This window comes from Streptococcus sp. FDAARGOS_522 (genome assembly GCF_003812445.1).
Taxonomy (GTDB): domain Bacteria; phylum Bacillota; class Bacilli; order Lactobacillales; family Streptococcaceae; genus Streptococcus; species Streptococcus agalactiae.
In genome coordinates this window covers 314,001-334,680 of record NZ_CP033808.1, presented here as the reverse complement: position 1 = coordinate 334,680, position 20,680 = coordinate 314,001, and the positions used below count along the sequence as shown (strand labels likewise).

The 20,680-nt window shown below is 34.1% G+C and carries 21 protein-coding genes and 1 pseudogene; 1 reads left to right on the top strand and 21 read right to left on the bottom strand.

Annotated features, from left to right (window positions below; genetic code table 11):
* Positions 1-16 precede the first annotated feature (16 nt).
* Genes EGX70_RS01650 through EGX70_RS01615 form a run of 8 tightly spaced genes read right to left on the bottom strand, consistent with a single transcriptional unit; the run spans position 17 to position 7,067 of the window.
* On the bottom strand, positions 17-1,111 hold the full coding sequence (locus EGX70_RS01650) for a hypothetical protein (RefSeq protein ID WP_000700586.1): 1,095 nt from the start codon (positions 1,109-1,111) through the stop codon (positions 17-19).
* Complete coding sequence (locus EGX70_RS01645) at positions 1,098-1,589, bottom strand: glycosyltransferase (RefSeq protein WP_000578443.1); 492 nt, start codon at positions 1,587-1,589, stop codon at positions 1,098-1,100. The genes EGX70_RS01650 and EGX70_RS01645 overlap by 14 nt, the downstream gene beginning before the upstream one ends.
* Complete coding sequence (locus EGX70_RS01640) at positions 1,589-2,038, bottom strand: UDP-N-acetylglucosamine--LPS N-acetylglucosamine transferase (RefSeq protein WP_000686635.1); 450 nt, start codon at positions 2,036-2,038, stop codon at positions 1,589-1,591. The genes EGX70_RS01645 and EGX70_RS01640 overlap by 1 nt, the downstream gene beginning before the upstream one ends.
* A 23-nt stretch (positions 2,039-2,061) precedes the next feature.
* Positions 2,062-3,450: a sugar transferase gene (locus EGX70_RS01635; RefSeq protein ID WP_000659580.1), complete on the bottom strand. Its 1,389-nt coding sequence runs from the start codon at positions 3,448-3,450 to the stop codon at positions 2,062-2,064.
* A gap of 12 nt (positions 3,451-3,462) precedes the next feature.
* On the bottom strand, positions 3,463-4,161 hold the full coding sequence (locus tag EGX70_RS01630; protein WP_000197400.1) for a tyrosine-protein kinase: 699 nt from the start codon (positions 4,159-4,161) through the stop codon (positions 3,463-3,465).
* A gap of 10 nt (positions 4,162-4,171) precedes the next feature.
* On the bottom strand, positions 4,172-4,864 hold the full coding sequence (locus EGX70_RS01625) for a Wzz/FepE/Etk N-terminal domain-containing protein (RefSeq protein ID WP_123947857.1): 693 nt from the start codon (positions 4,862-4,864) through the stop codon (positions 4,172-4,174).
* Between the two features lie 8 nt (positions 4,865-4,872).
* Positions 4,873-5,604, bottom strand: coding sequence for a capsular polysaccharide biosynthesis protein Cps4B (cps4B, locus tag EGX70_RS01620; RefSeq protein WP_029140707.1), 732 nt, complete (start codon positions 5,602-5,604; stop codon positions 4,873-4,875).
* Positions 5,605-5,609: 5 nt separating this feature from the next.
* Positions 5,610-7,067 (bottom strand): LCP family protein, encoded by a 1,458-nt coding sequence (locus EGX70_RS01615; RefSeq protein ID WP_029140708.1) that lies wholly within the window; start codon positions 7,065-7,067, stop codon positions 5,610-5,612.
* A gap of 189 nt (positions 7,068-7,256) precedes the next feature.
* Here EGX70_RS01615 and EGX70_RS01610 point away from each other — a divergent pair, with 189 nt between their 5' ends.
* Complete coding sequence (locus EGX70_RS01610) at positions 7,257-8,180, top strand: LysR family transcriptional regulator (protein ID WP_001222600.1); 924 nt, start codon at positions 7,257-7,259, stop codon at positions 8,178-8,180.
* A 24-nt stretch (positions 8,181-8,204) separates the two neighbouring features.
* On the opposite strand, the gene EGX70_RS01605 is transcribed toward EGX70_RS01610, so the two are convergent.
* The 13 genes and pseudogenes from EGX70_RS01605 to trpX all read right to left on the bottom strand — a co-directional run bounded on the left by EGX70_RS01605 (position 8,205) and on the right by trpX (position 20,658).
* A complete protein-coding gene (locus EGX70_RS01605; RefSeq protein WP_000129264.1) occupies positions 8,205-8,972 on the bottom strand; it encodes a hypothetical protein in 768 nt (255 codons plus the stop codon).
* Between the two features lie 8 nt (positions 8,973-8,980).
* Entirely contained in the window at positions 8,981-9,691 is a 711-nt protein-coding gene (deoD, locus tag EGX70_RS01600; RefSeq protein ID WP_000022113.1) for a purine-nucleoside phosphorylase, read from the bottom strand.
* Positions 9,675-10,931 carry a chloride channel protein gene (locus tag EGX70_RS01595; protein ID WP_000254661.1) on the bottom strand — a complete coding sequence of 419 codons (1,257 nt, stop codon included), beginning with the start codon at positions 10,929-10,931 and terminating at the stop codon, positions 9,675-9,677. Before EGX70_RS01595 ends, deoD begins: the two co-directional genes overlap by 17 nt.
* A gap of 1 nt (position 10,932) precedes the next feature.
* On the bottom strand, positions 10,933-11,742 hold the full coding sequence (locus EGX70_RS01590; RefSeq protein ID WP_000173387.1) for a purine-nucleoside phosphorylase: 810 nt from the start codon (positions 11,740-11,742) through the stop codon (positions 10,933-10,935).
* A 38-nt stretch (positions 11,743-11,780) separates the two neighbouring features.
* Positions 11,781-12,188 carry an arsenate reductase (glutaredoxin) gene (gene arsC / locus EGX70_RS01585; protein ID WP_000411550.1) on the bottom strand — a complete coding sequence of 136 codons (408 nt, stop codon included), beginning with the start codon at positions 12,186-12,188 and terminating at the stop codon, positions 11,781-11,783.
* 50 nt (positions 12,189-12,238) lie between these two features.
* Positions 12,239-13,450, bottom strand: coding sequence for a phosphopentomutase (locus tag EGX70_RS01580; protein ID WP_000077187.1), 1,212 nt, complete (start codon positions 13,448-13,450; stop codon positions 12,239-12,241).
* A 56-nt stretch (positions 13,451-13,506) separates the two neighbouring features.
* A complete protein-coding gene (gene rpiA, locus EGX70_RS01575; protein WP_000343882.1) occupies positions 13,507-14,178 on the bottom strand; it encodes a ribose-5-phosphate isomerase RpiA in 672 nt (223 codons plus the stop codon).
* Between the two features lie 237 nt (positions 14,179-14,415).
* Positions 14,416-15,126 carry a matrixin family metalloprotease gene (locus EGX70_RS01570; protein ID WP_123947855.1) on the bottom strand — a complete coding sequence of 237 codons (711 nt, stop codon included), beginning with the start codon at positions 15,124-15,126 and terminating at the stop codon, positions 14,416-14,418.
* An 89-nt stretch (positions 15,127-15,215) separates the two neighbouring features.
* A pseudogene (locus tag EGX70_RS01565) lies at positions 15,216-16,003 on the bottom strand (alpha/beta hydrolase).
* Between the two features lie 56 nt (positions 16,004-16,059).
* Entirely contained in the window at positions 16,060-17,721 is a 1,662-nt protein-coding gene (locus EGX70_RS01560; RefSeq protein WP_123947853.1) for a ribonuclease J, read from the bottom strand.
* Between the two features lie 295 nt (positions 17,722-18,016).
* Positions 18,017-18,778: an ABC transporter ATP-binding protein gene (locus EGX70_RS01555; RefSeq protein ID WP_000245085.1), complete on the bottom strand. Its 762-nt coding sequence runs from the start codon at positions 18,776-18,778 to the stop codon at positions 18,017-18,019.
* Positions 18,778-19,641, bottom strand: a complete 864-nt coding sequence (locus tag EGX70_RS01550; protein ID WP_000587302.1) for an ABC transporter permease — start codon at positions 19,639-19,641, stop codon at positions 18,778-18,780. The genes EGX70_RS01555 and EGX70_RS01550 overlap by 1 nt, the downstream gene beginning before the upstream one ends.
* Before the next feature lie 12 nt (positions 19,642-19,653).
* Positions 19,654-20,658 carry a tryptophan ABC transporter substrate-binding protein gene (gene trpX / locus EGX70_RS01545; protein WP_000790867.1) on the bottom strand — a complete coding sequence of 335 codons (1,005 nt, stop codon included), beginning with the start codon at positions 20,656-20,658 and terminating at the stop codon, positions 19,654-19,656.
* Between the last annotated feature and the right edge of the window lie 22 nt (positions 20,659-20,680).

The following is a 20,680-nucleotide window of genomic DNA, read 5'->3' as shown; positions in this document are numbered from 1 at the left end:
TATCAGAGCAAATATGTCATATATTATTCACAATAGTAAATTCCTTTTTTATAGGTTCGATACCATCACAAAATATTTTACCAAAAACTAGCCAACTAATATTCATTACCACACTGGGATAAAAACTTTCAGTAAATAATATTATAGACATTATAAATAGGAGTAGTTGAAGTTCAATTATGATTATCTTTTTACTATAGATATAATAGATTATCATACAAAACATGGTAAGTACTACACCATACATACTCAATAACATAGAGTAGCTATTATCAAATAGGACACTTGTTTCCTTAAAACTATTTCCAAAAGGAGTTAAACCATCTACAAGTTGTAAATGAGCATAGTGTAATCTACCTGTTAAAAGAACATCTAATTTTTGAACAAAATTTGAATTAAAAAAAATTGTAGAACTCAAAAAGGTAAATACTAATAAAAAAAATTGTACATAGGGTGCTAATTTCATAAATACTCTTTTTATTAAGCTATTCTTTGTCACATAAATGAGTACAATAAATAAAATTACGATATAATACCCTGTCCTTGAAAAAGTATATTGGTACAATAAATAATTTAATGTTAAAAATAAAACCATCACAACAGGCTTTAGTCGTTTATAATTGAGTACAATATACAAGAAAATAGTTAGAGCAAAAAAATTATGAATAAAGTTAGGATGACCAAAACCTAAGTCACTTCTCAGAATAAATTGTCCATCCCTATAAAAATTGACATACTTAATTTCTATTAAATCTAATTTCACAAAAATTTGATTTAATAGAACTCCCAAAATACGCGATCCTATTATTATAGAGAAAGCTTTTTTTAGAGAGATGTCCTTTAATGCTAGAAAAAAAATTAAAGTTAATATAAAAGTAACCTTATGAACAAAGAATAAATTCAAAATGGTCGCGATAAATAATAAAAAGATGATCACGAGTTTTCTTCTTTCAAAATAAAGGCTATCTAATAAAAATTTTATTCCACACAGTAAAATTGCAACTAACATCACTATTTTGTAAGCTGAGTTTCCCTCGCCTAAACCCAGTGATTTAAAAAAATTAACTAAAAATATTGCAATATAAAATAAAGAGTTTTTATTGATTTTCATCGCACAACTCCTTTAATATTACCTTAAATTCTTCAATAAAATTACTACTATTAGTTTCTAAAAACGGACGATTCATCATTCCCTCATAGACTACATTTTGTAACCTTTCAATATCTACAACGATATCAAAATTATACATTGTTTTTACCTTATTAACAAAGTCCACCTGATGATTATTCACATGCTCTCCAAACTGTTCTTGTCTAGGAACCACAATAGTTTTTTTTCCTTTAGAAACTGCATTCATAAACGTCGCTGGGCCGCCATGTGTGATAACAATCTCAGCTTCTTTCATGTAAGAGTTCATATCATCATATGAGAGAAATTTTGACCACTGACAATTCTGAGGTTCAAAGTCTGAGTAACCCGTTTGAATGAACACTTCTTGATCAATAGCACCTGTCCCTTTTAATCTATCAACTTCTTTAATAAGACGGTTGAACTGCTGTTCATGTGTCCCCACTGTGACAAAAATCATTAAAAAATTCCTCCTAAATTAATTGCCTTAGGATAAACTTTTTTCATTTCTTCCCACTGAACAATAAATTTATCTGTTACAGGATACACTAATTTTCCTGTCAAAGTTGGTTTATCCATCCTGTCGAAAACCTCTATGTAAACGGTCTTACAACCAAATAACTTACCAATATAAAAGAATGGTACTGCTACAGCGGCACCAGATGATATGATAACATCTGGTCTTTCTTTTCTAAGGACCTTAAAAGCTAGAATAGTATTTTTTACCAAGTTTTTGACATTACGGTTTGTTGGAAAGAAGCAATGATATACAATCTCTTCTCTTAGAATACTCCTAGCATCTTCTTTATCAAAGGTTACCCAAAACCTATCTTCTTTTTCCCAAATGGGTTTCAAAAGGTTCAAGTGTGCTAGATGACCACCACTTGAACCAACCAGACAAATTTTCATTATATTCCTTTCAAACCTTACCTTTACTTAGCTCCTGTCCCGAGTAAAACTACCTTTAGTGTTAGGAGAATAATCTTAATATCTGACCAAATAGACCATTCATTGATATATTGAACATCTAACTTTACGATTTCATCAAAATCAGTAATATTATTTCTACCAGATATTTGCCACAAACCAGTGATTCCTGGCTTAAAACTAAGGCGTCGCTTCTGCGTTGAATTATACTTTTCATATTCATCAACTGTGGGAGGGCGTGTTCCTACTAAACTCATATCACCCTTTAAAACATTATAGAATTGAGGCAACTCATCTATGCTTGTTTTTCGAATAAATTTTCCTATTTTAGTAATTCTAGGATCATCGTCTAACTTAAACATTAGCCCTGTCATTTGATTGTGAACTAATAAATCTTTCTTAATTTGTTCTGCATCTACTCGCATTGATCTGAATTTATAGAATCTAAAAATCCTACCATTACGACCTACTCTATTTTGAGAAAAGATAGCCGGTCCACCATCTTTTCTGATTTGTGGAACTAGAAAAATTGCCACAATGCCACATATGAGCAAACCTATAATAGCACCCGTGATATCCAAAAATCGTTTTGCTATAAGGTGACTATATTTATAGAATTTCATAGAATATGTAATAACACTATATCCTTCAAAAGTTTGGATTCGCTTTTCTCCTATATTATCAAAGCTAAGTGCCTCTACATTAACATTGACAATCACTCCCATTGCTTCAATGTCATTAATAATATCTTGTATTTGGTATTTACCAAATAATTCAATGGGTATGTTAATAAAAGCTTGATCAACAGTTAAGCAGGTTAACTCTGAAGTAAGAGCATCTTTGTTTATTATCCTTAACGAGTTATGTTTCAAATCATAACAATCCTTTTCAGAGGAATCCAAGATACAGACAGCGATATAATTATGGTCGTATTTATTCCTAAAGGTCATTTTTGATAAAGAATCCTTATTCGTTATCAAAACAACTTTGGTATCTCGTGAAAACTTAGCGTAAGAATATTTTCGATAATATTTTAAAAATGAATTCAATAGATATAATAAAATCGAATTCATAGCAATAAAAGTAAAAAAGGAAAGTCGTGTCGTTGTAAAAGAGTTTTTAAAAATAAAAAATAATGAACTTGATATGAAAATATAGTAAAAGCTGTATTTCAATACCATTTTAAACTCTTCAAGATAGCCACGACTCCAAAAGTCTCTGTAAAAATCAGAAAGATAAAAGACAATATAATGTATCAATAGAACAAACAATAAATCTTTATTGCTTTTAAAGTTGGGAGTAATTAATGTTAATGTCAAACTTGCAGAAAAATAAACCACAACGGTTTGAATCATCGCTATAATAATCTTTTGTATATTTTCTTTTTCTTTCAATACAAGAGCTCCTTACTTCCTTTTTCTATCCCTTTTTCCGTAATTTCCATAATCGCCGTAATCGCCGTAAGTAGCAACAGATTCATTAACTTTATTAAGAATAATACCTAAGAACTTTGAACCACTTTGTTCCATCTGTTCTTTTGCTTTTTCAACATAATTACGTTTTATTCTACCTGCTTGGGTTACTAAAATAAAACCATCGCAAGCATTAGCGATTATTGCGGCATCAACAACTAAACCAATAGGTGGAGTATCGATGATAATATAATCAAATATATTTTTAATAGCTTCAATCATCTTATTAAAATAAGCGTTCTGAAGTAATGCTGTTGGATTTGGTGGTACTTTCCCTGAAGGAACGACCATCAGTCTAGGAACATTGGTTTCACAGATAATATCTCCAAGATCTGCATTACCTGATAAATAATTCGTCAAGCCTTTAATAGTTCCAGTTGCTTTAAAGGTTCCAGACATAACAGAGTTCCTAGTATCCGCATCAATTAATAATGTTTTAAATCCTGCTTGAGCTAAAGATAAAGCTAAACTTGTTGAAGTAGTGGATTTTCCTTCCCCTTCCCTAAAAGAGGTAATTGCAAGAATTTTATTTTCCTTTCCACTAAACTGTATGTTTGTACGGATCGCATTGAAGTATTCTTCTGTTTTTTTTGCTTGTCTTAACTTGCTATCAACTATTTCTAAACGAGTCATTATATTCTCCTTAAAGTTTATTCAAATCTGGTACTATACCTAAAGAAGTAAGTCCTAGGACCTTTTCAATATCTTCTTCAGTATTAACACGATCATCCAAAATACCCATAATAACTAAAACAATAGTTGATAATCCTGCACCAACAATAAACCCGATTAGTACATTCTTTTTAATATTAGGAGAAGATGGTGCTTTAGGTAAATTTCCCTTCTCAACAGTAGTGATATCCTCTACTTGAGTAACTGCCTTGATTTTTGAAACTGCTGCTTCTCTAACTGAATTTGCTAATTTTTGAGACATTTTTGGATTAGCATCTTCGACCGATATTGAAATAACACGTGTATCTTTTAAAATAGAAACTGTTATTTTTTGCAGCAACTGAGACGAAGGATAATTCAATTTTTCAGAAGAAATAACTTTTTCTAGAACGTCAGTAGACGTAATAATCTCCTTATAGTCATTTGCAAGAAAACTCCCCGCTTGTAGATCTTGTGCAGTAATACTATTATTAGGGGTATTAGGGTTAATGACATATATCCTTGTTGAAGAAGTATATTGTGGCGTAACAATAAAAAGACTATAGAAAAGTCCAGCTGTTGCAAACGCAATGGCAACAAATGTGATTAAAAATTTCTTTTTCCACAATTTTTTAAAAAGGTTGAATATATTTATTTCAACTTCTGTATTAGCTATTTTATTCATGAAATCTCCTAAATGTAATGGTTTTTTAATATAGATTGAGCATTTTCAATAAAAAGTTGGTTAGCACGTTCTTTACCGAAATCTCTACAGATAATCTTATAAGCTTCTGCTAAAAATGGCGGTCTAACATCAAGGTTATGCATATCACTCGCTACAAAATGCACTAAATTTTCCTCTAAAAAATAACGGGCTCTTTTCTTAAAGCGTTTATGCTTATCATTAAAAAGTTTTTGTTTCAAAATATGAGAACTATTTATTTGTGTGTAACACCCTATATTAATAATTTCCTTCACCCGTTCTTTTTGATTCTCTAAAGCGTTATACCTCTCTATATGCGCAACGACTGGTGTAATACCAAGCATTAAAACATTTGACAAAGCTGTATGAATATCTTTCCAAGAAGTTTGCATAGAAAATTCAATTAAAGCAAATTTCGTATTGTTTAAAGTTGGAATTTGCTTTAACTTCAGTTTTTCTAACATATCACTTGTATAGTACAATTCTCCACCATATAAGATTTGAAGATGTTCAAATCTTTTTTCCGCTTCGTGTTTAACTATAGAAAAGTTTTTGAAGATAATATCTTCAGGTGTTTCAAACATACCTTTTCTTCTATGTGATGTCGAAACAATTATTCTAACACCTTGTCGATAACTTTCTTCTATCAAAGATAAACTCTCTTCAAGCGTTTTAGGCCCATCATCTACATCAAAAACGATATGAGAATGAATATCAATCATTCTTGTTATTCCTCCATTGTGTTCTTAATTTTTGATTTTGCATTAGATAAGCTAGATTGATCAATTGACATCATATAAAGTTGAGCTCCTGGCATTGCATATGAAGGGAGTTCACCCGTTGAACCATGACCAGTTAATGCTTGTGACTCGACAGTGAAGCGTTGTCCAGTTGACAATTGATTGTTAATCAAATCATTAATATTATCAATAGTCATATTAGTTTGAACGGACGTTTGGAGCTGTGAGGTAATGCTATTTAATTTTGTTACTGACTGACTAGAAGCTAACTTATTTATAATAGCTGCAATCACTTTTTCTTGATTTCTACCTCTATCGTTATCGCCTCCTTGTAGAGAATAACGTTCTCTAACAAAGCCCAAAGCCTGCTCAGAATTCAATGTTACTTGACCAACAGGGAAGTCAAAATTACCATGTTTACTTGTAAAAGCTTGATCGTTATAAACTGTCACTCCTCCCAAGAGGTCTATTAATTTTAAAAATGATGAAAAATTAATTCTAGCATAATAATCAAGGTTGATGTCGTAAAGGTTTTCAAGTGTTTTCATTGATGTCTCAACGCCATACAAACCTGCATGGGTTAATTTATCATATTGATTGCCCCCACCATCTGGAATTTTTACATAGGCATCTCGTGGTGTTGTCGTTAACAATACTTTGTGGGTATTGGTATTAACCGTCATAATAATATTTACATCAGATCTTGATACTGTTGATATAGAGCCAAAAGTATCAATACCGCTAATATAGATATTAAATACCCCTTCTTTATGATTAGTATTTTTACGATTAATTTTTTTCTTAATTTTGTAAGTATAAATCGTTTTTATCTGCGATTTAAAATCAGGGGTGCTAAGTTCAATTAAGCTAACATAAGCATTATTTAAAACCATAGCCTGACTATTACCATTTTTAATTCTATTGTATGCATCCTGGTAAGAATCTGTTTTTTGTGGTGTAATAGAGATTCCTTCTTCTGATTTTATATGTTCTATCAAATCAGTAATATTTGAAGTATCGTTTTTAACTGGTGCGGCTAATTTGCTGATAGCTTCTATATTGGTTATTTTAGAATCTTTTGGTACAACTACACTCATCTCAATTTCAGAGTATGAAGCAGTTTTATTTAGATTATTTGTCAAATCAATGGTTGACTTAAATCCATATAAAGTAGTAGCAACGAAAATAGAAGCTAATACTAAAATTATAGTTGTAAAAATTCTAGCTTTATTCTTAATACAAAGAAATAAACTTGCTAAAATGATTAAAACAATTACAACTCCATAAATGACGTTCAGGTGTCTAAATGCCAAAAAATGGTGACGATACATAAGAAATAATGAGACTACACTTAACAAAATAAAAATCACCAAAAGAAATAAATTAATCACCCGTAGAGGTGTATGTGAGTGTTTCTTTTGTTGACGGCGCGAATGATTAGACATTGTAATTCTCCAATACTTAAAAAAACCTTAATTTTACTTGGATATTATATCATTTTTCAATACAATATTCAACGAAAGTAATATTGGAATAATCTGATTATATTAGCTAAATAACATTTTCAATTGATCTATATTGATAATTTAGCTGATCTAATTGAATTTATTTACATTCTAGTTTAAACTAGAGTTATGAGAATTCAACAATTACAATATGTTATTAAGATTGTAGAAACTGGTAGCATGAATGAAGCCGCTAAACAACTCTACATTACCCAACCTTCACTTTCAAACGCTGTTAGGAACCTTGAGACTGAGATGGGTATCCAAATTTTTATTCGAAATCCAAAAGGAATAACGTTAACAAAAGATGGTATGGAATTTCTGTCATATGCGCGACAAATTCTAGAACAAACAGCACTTCTTGAAGAGCGTTATAAGGGTGATAATACAAGTCGTGAGCTGTTCAGCGTTTCTTCACAACACTATGCATTTGTGGTTAACGCTTTTGTAGCTCTCTTTAATGGCACAGACATGACCCAATACGAACTTTTTTTACGTGAAACTAGGACTTGGGAAATTATTGATGATGTTAAAAATTTCCGTTCAGAGATTGGTGTTCTGTTTCTTAATAGCTATAATAGAGATGTATTAACCAAATTATTCGACGATAATTCCTTAATTGCCACAACTCTTTTTACTACTACACCTCATATTTTCGTGAGCAAATCCAATCCCTTAGCTAATAGAAAAAAATTAAGTATGAAAGATTTAGAAGATTATCCTTATCTGAGTTATGATCAAGGCCTGCATAATTCTTTCTACTTTTCTGAGGAAATGATGTCTCAAATTACTCACCCAAAATCCATTGTTGTCAGTGATAGAGCAACTCTGTTTAATTTAATGATTGGATTAGATGGTTATACAGTGGCAACTGGTATCCTCAACTCAAAATTGAACGGTGACGAAATTGTCGCAATCCCTCTTGACGTGGATGATATTATTGATATTGTCTATATCCGACACGACAAAGCAAACCTTTCAAAAATGGGACAAAAATTTATTGACTATTTATTAGAGGAAGTTTCGTTTAATCATAAAAACAAACAGTCCTGAGATTGTCTCAGAACTGTTTTTAAATTACTCAAGTATCTTTATAATAAGCTTGTTAACCGTATCGTAGTGAAAATTAACAGTATCATACTCAACACCAATTACCTTTGCCAAGAAGATAATCTGGTCTAAAAATGCTTGAGAAGAAAATTGAGTTGTACGATATAGTTCTTGCTCATCAAAAGGTTTAATCAGGTGAGCCAAAGGATTTCTGACTGATTTTTCGAACTGTCTTAATTGAATGATGGTCGATTTCACTTCTTCATCCAGGTCGGTTAATTGTAAACATTCTGCAAGGCTTTTAGAAGTCAAGCGACTATCGTGCCACCTTTCAGAGAATGCCAAAAGGACTGGGTGGTTTGACTCCTTTAATTCTTTAAACTTCCAAGTATCGTAGTGATCATCTCTTGCATTATGAATGTAATCATGCAAGTGAGGTACTTCTTGTGCAAGTAAAATCATAAATAGACGATATAAAATAGGACTAACACTACGGACAAAATCTATGATTAATCCATTTTTTACTTTTGCTTCTAAATCCATGATGTAATTTGCCAGCAACTCTAAATCATACGGGTTATGCAAAAGCTTTATATTGTATTTTTCTTGTAATATAACAACTTGTTCTTGATGAGCAAAAAGAAAATCAATGTTTAACTCTCGACGCTCTTTCATCATTTCCAATAAAAATAATAAATCTGAGTTTAAAGGACCATGTTTTTGTAATAATAAGAAAGCATTATGATAAGAATACTGATCCACTAATACTTTAAGAGCAGTTGAAAAATCTGTCATTTCTATCCTCATTCAGAAATAAGTGTTTCGAGCCCAACTTTCATCATATCAGTAAATGTTGTTTGACGCTCTTCTGCACTTGTATCTTCTTCTGGATTATTCAAGTTATCTGAAATCGTCATCATAGCAAGAGCATTAACATTATGTTGAGCTGCAAGATAGTAGAGAGCTGCTGCTTCCATCTCAATAGCATGAACACCTAGTTTACCCAAGGCCATATTACGATCTGGTTGGTTTGAATAAAACACGTCTGAAGATAATACACTGCCTACATGAGTTGTAATATCCATTTCCTTTGCGATGTGATAAGCTTTATCCAAAAGTTTAAAATCAGCAATTTGCGGAAAATCAAATTCAGGCCAATCATTACGGATAATATTAGAATTTGTTGCTGCTGCTTGTGCTAAAACAAGTTCACGAACATGGATATCAGGATTAATAGCACCTGCCGTTCCTACGCGAATCAATGTTTTAACCCCATAATCAACAATTAGTTCGCGAGCATAAATTGAAATTGAAGGCATACCCATACCAGTTCCCATAACAGAAACACGATGTCCTTTATAGGTACCTGTATAACCAAACATATTGCGAACTGTATTAAAACACACCGCATCTTCTAAAAAATTCTCGGCAATAAATTTCGCACGGAGTGGATCTCCTGGAAGTAAAATTTTATCTGCAATTTCACCTTGTTTTGCTTCAATATGGATTGACATATAAACTCCTCATTTTTCTTATAAAATAATCATAGGCAGTAGCAAAAAGTACTGCTATAGTTAAGGGAACAATAGTTATAACGGATTGACCAGTAAAAGATATGACTAAACCGACAGCTGTCAGTGGCGCTCTCATTGTAATAGCTAAAAAAATAGCTGCACCAACCAACATACTGGTTACTATCGATATGTGGGGAAGTAAAGGAATAGAAATACTAGCTAACAAAAAACCTAAACAAGCACCAATGGAAAAAGATGGTGTCAGTATACCGCCATAAGCACCAGCGTAAAGAGTGGATAATGTTGCTATCATCTTGAGAACAACTAAAATAGCGATTAAGCTAACTGAGGTCCCTTTAAAGACTTCTTGGACTAGTGCATTACCATTTCCTAAAATCTGGGGATAGACTATTGATAAAACAGATACTATCAATGATACTACTGGTAAACTTAACAATATTTTTATATTTTTAATACGTCTCTCTGTCACTTTTTGATTTAAATATCTAAAGCTAATCGCAATCGGAGTTACACATAAAACGATCAAGAACATAAAAGCTAATGACTGTGAATTCAGACTCATCTTTGAAATATGATAAAGAGGGGCTGTCGAAATAACTAATTGAGCAATACTAGCTGCACCAAAAGTAGAGGCTAGCAATGTCACAATATTTTTCAGTGAGATTCCTAAAGCTAAAGTTTCAAAAGCAAAAAATACACTAGCTAGGGGTACTTGATAAACTGCTGACAAACCTGCAGCTGCACCACTAATGATTAATAAACGTTTATCCAGCACTTTAAGTGCTAATAAATCCGATATTTTCCCAGCATTTATGGCTCCAAACTCTCGTGGCGCTCCTTCTTTTCCAATAGGACCACCAGCTCCTACATAAATCAATTGCAAAAATGCGTGACCTATATGTAGCCAGTAAGGTGATTTTTTTACAGAAGAATCCTTAAAAACAACCTGTTGTTTAATACTAGTTATTTGCTTTGGTTTGATTTGTAAGTAATACCAACTAAGGGATGCTAAAAAGGAGACTAAAGTAAGTGATAACACTCTTTTAATTGGTGTGACACTATTTAACAAAGACAGAGTATTTTCTCTACTATCACCAAATGCTAACCACTCTGTAAACATTAATACATAGTGCATTAAGATAGCTCCAACTCCTGCCATAACTGTCATAAATAGAACGGCTATCATAAACTTGACAGCATAGTATAATCGAGAAACCATTTTAAAGTTCAGCAACTAATGATTTAACTAATCCCTTGAAATCTTCTTTAATACGCTGAGTAACTTCAACGACCTCCTCATGATTGAGCTCAGATTGGAAACCAGCGGCAAAGTTAGTAATTGCTGAAATTCCTAACACTTTAAGCCCTGAGTGAGCTGCAACAATCACCTCTGGAACCGTGGACATACCTACCGCTTGTGCGCCCATTGTTTGGAATGCACGAATTTCTGCAGGTGTTTCATAAGTGGGTCCTGATACACCCAAGTACACACCTTCTTCGAGTTTGATATTCTGTTTTTCAGCAATTTGGTGAGCTTTTTGTCGATATGTTGCTGTATAAGCATCCGACATGTCTGGGAAACGTGGTCCAAATTCTTCAAGGTTCTCACCTATGAGAGGGTTAGTCCCAATCATATTGATGTGGTCTTTGATCAGCATTAAAGTTCCTGGTCCGTATCCAATCCCACCTGCTGCATTAGTCACAAGCACACTGTGGCAAGCCAATGCTCTCATGATACGTACTGGGAAAGTAACGACTTCCATTGTATTTCCTTCATAAAAGTGAAAACGACCTTGAAGCGCTAATACCTTACGGCCTGATAGTTCCCCATACACTAATTTTCCAGCATGACCAACTACTGTTGACTGTCCCCAATTTGGGATGTCTGCATAATCCACAACAATGGGATTTTCGATTTCTTCAGCTAATTCTCCTAAACCAGAGCCTAAAATAAGGCCGAATTCTGGTGCTGTGACGCCTTTTGCTTGCAAAAAGTCTCTAGTCTCATTAATTTTTTCTAATAATGTCATTTACTTACCTCCTAAACCATTATTCACTATACAATATGCTATAAACTTTGGATAATCTGTCCATCTTCTTTAACAAAATCTTTTTCCATCTTTACAGGTAAAATGGTTAAAATTGCTTCACAGGGTCGGCAGAGTTTTGCACCTTTACTCGTAACAACTATGGGACGATTGATAAGAATAGGATCTTGTATCATCGCATCAATCATTTCTTCATCTGTAACGCTAGAAGATTCCAAATTGAATTTCTCATAAGCAGGAACATCTGTTCTTAGAAGTTCCCTCGCAGAAAGTTTCATTTCTAACAACAGTTCAACCAGTTCCATCCTGCTAGGTGGTGTTTTCAGATAATAAATAATTTCTGGTTCAATACCACAATGACGAATAATGGCAAGTACGTTCCTTGATGTCCCACAATTTGGGTTATGGTAAATCCTAATTTTTTCCATCATCTTCCTCTCAATTTTTAATGCTACAAGTGTCTTAAGGAAATAAAAATTTATACCAAGTCCTGCAAGAAGCTCTCTCCAATCATCGCAGTATCAACACCAAAGTTATCCGCAACTGTTGCTGAAATATCTGCGAAATGCCCTACTGGGATAAGGCCGTTTCCTGTGAAAGATGGGCTATAGGCTAAGAGAGGAATGTATTCTCTTGTATGGTCTGTACCTGCATAAGTTGGGTCATTACCATGATCGGCAGTGATCAAAAGTAAGTCTTTGTCACGCATCGCTGAAATGATCTCTGGAAGACGCTCATCAAACTCATGAAGACAATCACGATAACCATGAGGATCACGACGGTGACCATAGAGAGCATCAAAGTCAACCAAATTAGTAAAGGAGAAGCCTTTTTCAAACTCTGATAACCCCATTGTTTTTATCAAAGTATCAATACCATGACTATTTGATTTGTTATGTCCCATATCATGATTAATGCCTGAACCATTGAAAATATCATTGATTTTACCAACAGCATAAGTATCGATGCCAGCTTGATCTAGTTTATTTAATACGGTATCTTCAAATGGTGATACTGCATAGTCGTGACGGTTGGCTGTACGCGTAAAGTTGCCTGGTTCACCTACATATGGACGAGCGATAATACGACCAAGGAGAGCTGGACGCTCCATTGTGATACTACGAGCATATTCACAAATACGGTAGAGTTCTTCTAGAGGAATGATATCCTCATGAGCTGCAATTTGTAGGACTGGATCAGCTGAGGTATAGATGATGAGCTCACCAGTTTCCATTTGGCGTGGTCCGAAGTCATCAATAACAGCTGTCCCTGAATAAGGTTTATTCGCTTCACGAATAACTTTACGTCCTGAAAAATCCTCAATCTTTGTAATAATATCTTCTGGAAAACCATTCCAGAAAGTATCAAATGGCTCTGTAATATTTAAGCCCATGATCTCCCAATGCCCTGTCATTGTATCTTTACCAAGTGATACTTCTTGTAACTTCGTCGCGTAGCCACTTGGATTTTCTTCTGCAGGGACGGTCTTAAGCGCTTGGGGACGAGGAATATTACCAAGTCCGATTTTAGCCATGTTTGGCACCGCAAGTCCAACTGTTTTTGAAATGTGGCCAAGCGTGTCTGAAGCACCATCAGGAACTCCTGCATTGACAAAATCATTGGCATCTGGTGCCGCTCCAATCCCCACTGAATCTAAGACAACTAAGTGAATGCGATCAAATTGTGACATTATATCTTCTTTCTAAGGAGGTTACGGTTAGCTCCTAAAACCGATTATTTAAATAATTATTTTTCAAGTATGTCAAGACCGTTTTTGCCTGCTACTATAACTTTATTAACCATACCATTAAATAAACCATGTTCAACAACACCAACTGTATGGTCAAGTTCATTCGCTAACTGCTTTGGATCCTCTATTTTTTTCAAATCTAGGTCGATAATGTAGTTCCCCATATCAGTGATAAAGCGGTCACCTTCTGTTTCACGGAAAGAAGGACAGTAACCTTTTGATTTAAAAACCCGAAAAAGACGCTCAGAACCATATCTAACAACCTCAACAGGCAATTTAAATGCACCTAACGTTTCAACAAGTTTGCTCTCATCGACAACCCAGATATATTCTTTAGTTGGAGTAGCTACTATTTTTTCCATGAGCAGCGCACCACCGCCACCCTTGATACCATTAAAATCAGGGTCTACTTCATCTGCTCCATCCACAGTGACATCAATGACATCAATATCATCTGCTGATTTCAACGGAATACCTAATCCTCTTGCCTGCTCAGTCGTACGGTTTGACGTTGTAACGCCTACGACTTGCAATCCCTCTTCTTTGACACGGCGTCCAATTTCTTCAACAAAAAAATATGCTGTAGAACCTGTCCCTAAACCTACAATCATACCGTTTTTAACGTATTTTGCAGCGGTCACTCCAGCAAGTTTTTTTAGTTCGTCCATATTTTCCCCTTCTAAGTTAATGTTGTCTAATATTTTTGATAAGTCTATTCAAAACACTATCTCAAGACACATTATACCATTTTTTAAGTGATTTTGGAAAACATTTTCTTTGTTCTTTATACATTTTAGTTAGTAGTGATAATCAAATTCTTTATTTTTAATAATCTATTGCTAACGCACTTATATCACCTAAAATAAGTGTTCAAACAAAAAAGATGAGTTTCTTAGCTCATCTTTTTATGCATATAAGTTTTTTAGCGTTTGAATATCAACTTCTTGAATGCCATAATGCGAACCTTTTGACTGCATAACGGAATGTTGTTGATCATTATGTCCTAGACCTAAAGCATGTCCTAATTCATGTTCGGCCGTATTAACAATCCTAGTATGGTCATAACCAAACTGTTTATTCTTAAGGTAAAATGTGTTTAATTTAACTGTTACCTTTGAAATACGATTAGTTAAAGCATTTTTCTCGGTTTCAGCTACACCCGCAGCTTGTGTTTTAGCATCTGAGTAATCCTTAGCAATAATATCAGCATTAGGATTGTCTGTTGTTTGTAACACAAAAGCACCTGTTGCATTCCAATTGGAGATTGCTTGCTTGTAAGCAGAGACCAACTCAGAATCTCTAGTTGCTATATAGATAGTTGCCTGATTTTTATCCCATCTGGTATTTTCTGAATGGTGAACGTTATCCGTAGCTAGATTAGCAAAGGAATTTTTGAACTGATTAGTGTCAGCAAATTTTAAAAATGTTTTTCCTGTCTGAATAATGTCACTAAGTTGATTAGCAAATTCTGATTGACTGTGATTCGCATAGTAATACAAGCCAAATAAAATAATCGCAATAACAAGAACTGTCTTGAATATTCCCCAAATGATATTCCAAACCAATCTAAAGATAAACTTTGGAATAGCAAATATCATTCTAAATAGTGTTCTCATTTTTTATCTCACCTTCTGTGTCTAATTTCCCAAAACTTAATGATTTAGTATAACAAGACTTTACTTGGATTTCAACGATTTAGCTAATACTAAGAAAGGCGCTCTTCTTTGACATAATCAACAGGGAGCCATTCTAAGACTTTTTCTAATTGTTGATTCCAGTAATACCATTCATGTTTACCATGATCATTGGAATAGTCAATAGTTAAACCTAATTGACGAAGTTCATCAATTGCGACTTCATTAGCTTCAAAAGGAAAATCTTCATAACCACACCATGCATAAAATTTAGTCTTCATATCAAAAGACTCAACGTAACGCCTTAGTGAATGACGCTCTATGTTATCAGTGTTATTCAAATCGCCAAAAATTCCCGACCAATAGTTAATGTTATCGTTGCCATTATTGAATAATAAATCAAAGTCAAAAGAAAGTGCACCTGACAAAGAGGCAGCATGAGAAAAACGATTAGTCAGTAGAGCTATTTTATATGCTCCATATCCCCCCATAGATAATCCAGCAATGAAATTTTTCTCTCTCTTATCAGACATATTAGGAAAGAAACGTTTCAAAACTTTTGGTAACTCGATAGCTATTGCATCAAAATAATCCAACCCATACTTTGTGTTGGTATACCATGCTAAGTCTGTTGATGGCATCACGACGATAAGATTAGTATGACGTAAAAGACGCTCTATATTTGTGCGTTTTTGCCAAGAATTCTCATTCCCCCCATTCCATGGAGAAGATACAAAACAGGAATGTCACAATCATCAATTTTATCATCAGGCATCTCAAAAGCATCTGGGTAAATAACATTGACTTGACGTTCCGTTCCTAGTACCTTAGAGTGATATTCAATATTAAAAAATGCCATAAAAACCTCCATTCTAGCAAGAAAGGCTACCAAAATTTGGTAACCTCTTAACACTATCAACGAACTTCCATAACCACAGGAAGGATTGCTGGGCGACGTTTCGTTTGGTCAAATAAGAACTTGCTGACCTCATCACGCACTTTCCCTTTAAGTTCACCCCAGTCAAATGTATCTTTGCTTAAGTAATCTTCTACCGTTGTATTAACTAATTCTGCGCTCTCACGCAAAATATCTCTGCTTTTTTTCACATACACAAAACCACGCGTATTAACACGAGCTTTAGAAATGATTTTCTTTTCTTTTTTGCTGACAGTTATAACAACAATAAAAATTCCATCTTCAGATAATACCTTACGGTCACGAAGTACAATATTACCAACGTCACCAATAGCATTTCCATCAATCATAACATCTCCAGCAGGAACAGATCCACTATGGAAGAAGCCATCTTTTTTAAGAACCATGATGTCACCACGCTTCACAATATAAATATCATCTGCTGACATTCCTACCTCTTGAGCTAAGCCCGCATGTGCTGACAAATCCCTATACTCTCCTTGAATTGGGAAAAGGTATTTAGGTTTCAATAGATTCATTAATAATTGTAATTCGCGACCATTTGCATGACCTGATACGCGCAAATTCTGTGTTATCAATTTAACTGAGCCACCAGCTTTATAAATCAGATTTTCAACACGCGCTACAACTGCCTCTTTTGCAATACTTGGTGTTGTTACGATAAATACTAAATCACCATCTTTAATTTGAACATAACGATGACGTCCAATCGCCATTTTTTGGAGACCATTTATCGGCTCTCCCATACGTCCAGTTTCAAGGATTAATAATTCGTTATCTTCGTAACGTGTCATATCTTTAGGTTTTATAATCATATTTTCATCAGCAATATGAATGCGTTTCATACGAATGGCCGTACGAACAATATTTTCAATATCAAAACCCGTTAAAACTACTCGACGACCGTTTTCTGCCGCTGCATCAAAGACTTGTTGAATACGAATGAGATTACTTGCAACTGCTGCTACGATGACTCTACCTTCTGCGTCTTCAATAACGCTCTTAATTTCATCACCGACCTCATATTCGCTAGCAACTTGCTCATTGCTTGTAGCATTTGCAGAATCTGATAAAAGTGCTAAAACACCATCACGACCAATTTCAGCTAAACGTGCCAGATCTGTTTGGTAATATTTCCTTGCAGCTTGATCAAATTTAAAGTCACCTGTGTAAACGATATTTCCCTCTTTCGTCCCTATAACAATTCCCATTGACTCTGGAATTGAATGAGTCGTTTTAAAGAACGAAATCACCGCATCTTGAAATTCAATTTCCGTTTCACTATCAATCACATGGAAATTATTGAATTTCTTGACTGCTGTACTATTTTTAACGAATAACTTAGCTAATTCAATTGTGAGAGGTGAGCCAAACACAGGTGCTTTGACTTCGGCGATAATATAAGGCAATGCACCAATAGCATCCGCATGTCCATGGGTTAAGAAAATCCCCTGAACACGTTTTTTATTTTCAATTAAGTAATCAAGATTTGGAATAACAACATCAACACCCAGTTGTTCATTTTCAGGATATTTGAGTCCAGCATCCAAAACAAAGATAGAATCATTGACTTCTACTGCATATAGGTTTTTTCCGTTTTCACGAACACCTCCAAGAGCCATGATTTTTATGTCGCTCATAATGAGTTTTCTCCTTAAATTTTGTTAATTCTTTTTATAAAGCAGACAAGAAATTGTCCAATTATTATCATTAGTAATTGATTTATTGGTAACTTTTCTTGGGTTTGAAGAAAAACCTTATTAATCAATAATAGGAATATGAATTAAAGAGTGTGTCCTTATTTTCATCCCATTTGTACTTACGGTCCTTGTCTCTACAAGTCGATTTACAGCATTATTAGTATATCATATTTTGAAAATAATTTCTTGCAAAGTGTATAGAAAAAGAAGTGAAACACTTCCATTTCACTTCTTTTTAATCAAATAATTGATAATAGTCAGCTATAGCCATCTTGTTTTTTTGTGCCTGATTTAAATCTCTGACAATCTTGCCATCTTTCATTACTAATACACGATTTCCATATTTGAGAGCATCTTCCATATGATGTGTAATCATTAAGGCAGTCAACGAATCTTGTTTGATAAACTCATCAGTCAAGCCCATAAGCGAAACACTTGTTCTAGGATCAAGCGCTGCTGTGTGTTCGTCCAATAATAACAGATTTGGTTTTTTCAAAGTTGCCATTAATAAACTAAGTGCTTGTCTTTGTCCACCTGATAATAAACCTGTAGGTGTCTCTAAATGGCGATCAAGTCCATTACCAGTTCTAGCAATCAATTTTTGAAATTCTTCGGTATAGTTAATAATCTTTCTAGGAACTAACGGTCTCTTTTCACCTCGAAATTTAGCAACTAATAAATTTTCAGCAACTGTCATCCTAGGTGCTGTTCCCATTTTCGGATCTTGAAATACTCGTGATAAATATTTAGCTCGTTTTTCTGCTGGTAAATTAGTAACATCTTGTCCCATGATGTAAATATTTCCACTACTTAACATCAAGGTACCTGCAATTACATTAAAAAGTGTTGATTTTCCAGCTCCATTTCCACCCAATATTGTAATGAAGTCATGTTCATAAATACTCAAATTAACATGGTCTAATATCGTTTTCATTTCTGCTAAACCATTACTGACTTGTACGGTTGCTTCTTTTAACTCTATGATTTTCATCACCATTATAAGCGTACTCCTTTCAAAATCTTCGTTTTTAGGACAGGAATCATTAAACAAATTCCAAGCACTATTGCACTAAATAATTTTAGGTAATTCGTATTAAATCCTAAGGCGATTACTGCCGTTATTAAAAATTGATAAAGAATAGAACCCACCACTATAGCAATTAAACGTTCAAAGAGAGTTAAACCAGTAGAGTAAAGTACCTCTCCAATAATAATACTAGCTAACCCAATAACAATAACACCTATACCTTTTGATACATCAGCATATCCATCTTGTTGACTTACTAAAGCTCCTGATAAAGCAATTAAGCCATTTGATACAATTAAGCCAAGCATTTCCATTTTGTCGGTATCAATGCCGAAGCTCTTTGCCATATCAGGGTTATCTCCTGTTGCAATATAAGCTTGCCCCAAGCGTGTATAGAGAAAATAAATTAAGGCAGAAATCACCAAGAGAATAGCTATCAAGCCTAATACGAGAAGATTTAAATCATTTGAAAACGGAAGAAAATCTTTCAATGTTTGAATCTCATTTAAACCTAGATTTGCTCTTTTCATAACCATTAGCATAATAGAGTGGCATGAGGTCATTACTAAAATCCCTGCTAAAATCGTCGGTATCTTTCCTTTAGTATAAAGTAAACCAGTAACAAATCCCGCTAACATCCCTGATAGCATGCCTAGAATCGTCGCCAAAATAGGATTAACCCCTTGATTCATTAAGGTAACACAAACCGCTCCCCCTAGAGGGAAGGAGCCCTCTGTTGTCATGTCTGGAAATTTTAAGATTCTAAAGGTTAAGTATATCCCTAATCCTAATATCCCCCATAATAAACCTTGTGAAACTGATGAAATAATCATAAAACCCTCTTTCTAATCGTCAACCTTAACGGTAATTTCTGCCTGTTTCATAATCTTCTTAGGAATTTTAATTCCTAAGTGTTTGGCTGCTTTCAAATTGAGGCTTGGCTTCCCTGTATCAATAACTTTGACTGGTACATCTTTAACCGGCTTCCCTCTTAGGACTTTAATGGCCTGTTTTGCAGTTTCTAACCCTAAGCCATATTGACTCTGCGCTACTGATGCTATACTTCCTTGTTCAACCATGGTATCAACACTGGAATACACAGGTATATTAGCTTGGTTTGCTGCTACGATAACTGTTCTAAAAGCACTCGCAATAGTATTATCTTGTGGAACAAAGACAGCGTCTACTTTTTTGGTCATGACTGACATACTTGTCTTAATTTCATTTGTAGATGGTACAGAATATTTAAGAACTTCTAGCCCTGCTTTTTGAGCATATTTTGTAAACTCAGTTACTTGTGATACAGAATTATCTTCGCTACTAGCATAAAGAATTCCTATACGTTTAACATTGGGAGTTATATCCTTGATTAATTGCACAGTTTGCTTGGTCGGAACAACGTTTGATAATCCTGTAACATTAGTTGTTGGTTTCTTCATATTCGTTACTAACTTGGCCCCTAAAGGATCAGAAACAGCTCCCATGATTATAGGAGTGTCCTTAGTCGAAGCTGCTAAACCTTGTGCTGATGGTGTCGCAATTCCAATCAAAATATCATTGTGATGATTAACTAATTGTTTACTCATCGCTTGAATTTTACTTTGATCAGCTTCGGCGTTTAAAACGGTTAATTTAACTTTTTTCCCTTTATATCCTTCTTGAGCTAGACCATCTTCAACTCCCTTTTCAATAGCATCCAAAGCATCATGGGTTACATACTGTAAAATACCAATTTTAACAACTTGCTTTTCTGATAAATTAAGACGTTTTTCTGATTTGTTATAAAATAATTCTCCAACCACTAATATAGTCAATAGAATTAGCGTAGCTATCAGCCCTTTATTTTTCATATTTTCTCCTCACTTTAATAAT

Coding starts and splice junctions, on each gene's coding strand:
- EGX70_RS01650 (WP_000700586.1), bottom strand. CDS start 1,111: ATGAAAATCAATAAAAACTCTTTATTTTATATTGCAATATTTTTAGTT.
- EGX70_RS01645 (WP_000578443.1), bottom strand. CDS start 1,589: ATGATTTTTGTCACAGTGGGGACACATGAACAGCAGTTCAACCGTCTT.
- EGX70_RS01640 (WP_000686635.1), bottom strand. CDS start 2,038: ATGAAAATTTGTCTGGTTGGTTCAAGTGGTGGTCATCTAGCACACTTG.
- EGX70_RS01630 (WP_000197400.1), bottom strand. CDS start 4,161: ATGACTCGTTTAGAAATAGTTGATAGCAAGTTAAGACAAGCAAAAAAA.
- EGX70_RS01625 (WP_123947857.1), bottom strand. CDS start 4,864: ATGAATAAAATAGCTAATACAGAAGTTGAAATAAATATATTCAACCTT.
- cps4B (WP_029140707.1), bottom strand. CDS start 5,604: ATGATTGATATTCATTCTCATATCGTTTTTGATGTAGATGATGGGCCT.
- EGX70_RS01615 (WP_029140708.1), bottom strand. CDS start 7,067: ATGTCTAATCATTCGCGCCGTCAACAAAAGAAACACTCACATACACCT.
- EGX70_RS01610 (WP_001222600.1), top strand. CDS start 7,257: ATGAGAATTCAACAATTACAATATGTTATTAAGATTGTAGAAACTGGT.
- EGX70_RS01605 (WP_000129264.1), bottom strand. CDS start 8,972: ATGACAGATTTTTCAACTGCTCTTAAAGTATTAGTGGATCAGTATTCT.
- deoD (WP_000022113.1), bottom strand. CDS start 9,691: ATGTCAATCCATATTGAAGCAAAACAAGGTGAAATTGCAGATAAAATT.
- EGX70_RS01595 (WP_000254661.1), bottom strand. CDS start 10,931: ATGGTTTCTCGATTATACTATGCTGTCAAGTTTATGATAGCCGTTCTA.
- EGX70_RS01590 (WP_000173387.1), bottom strand. CDS start 11,742: ATGACATTATTAGAAAAAATTAATGAGACTAGAGACTTTTTGCAAGCA.
- arsC (WP_000411550.1), bottom strand. CDS start 12,188: ATGGAAAAAATTAGGATTTACCATAACCCAAATTGTGGGACATCAAGG.
- EGX70_RS01580 (WP_000077187.1), bottom strand. CDS start 13,450: ATGTCACAATTTGATCGCATTCACTTAGTTGTCTTAGATTCAGTGGGG.
- rpiA (WP_000343882.1), bottom strand. CDS start 14,178: ATGGACGAACTAAAAAAACTTGCTGGAGTGACCGCTGCAAAATACGTT.
- EGX70_RS01570 (WP_123947855.1), bottom strand. CDS start 15,126: ATGAGAACACTATTTAGAATGATATTTGCTATTCCAAAGTTTATCTTT.
- EGX70_RS01560 (WP_123947853.1), bottom strand. CDS start 17,721: ATGAGCGACATAAAAATCATGGCTCTTGGAGGTGTTCGTGAAAACGGA.
- EGX70_RS01555 (WP_000245085.1), bottom strand. CDS start 18,778: ATGGTGATGAAAATCATAGAGTTAAAAGAAGCAACCGTACAAGTCAGT.
- EGX70_RS01550 (WP_000587302.1), bottom strand. CDS start 19,641: ATGATTATTTCATCAGTTTCACAAGGTTTATTATGGGGGATATTAGGA.
- trpX (WP_000790867.1), bottom strand. CDS start 20,658: ATGAAAAATAAAGGGCTGATAGCTACGCTAATTCTATTGACTATATTA.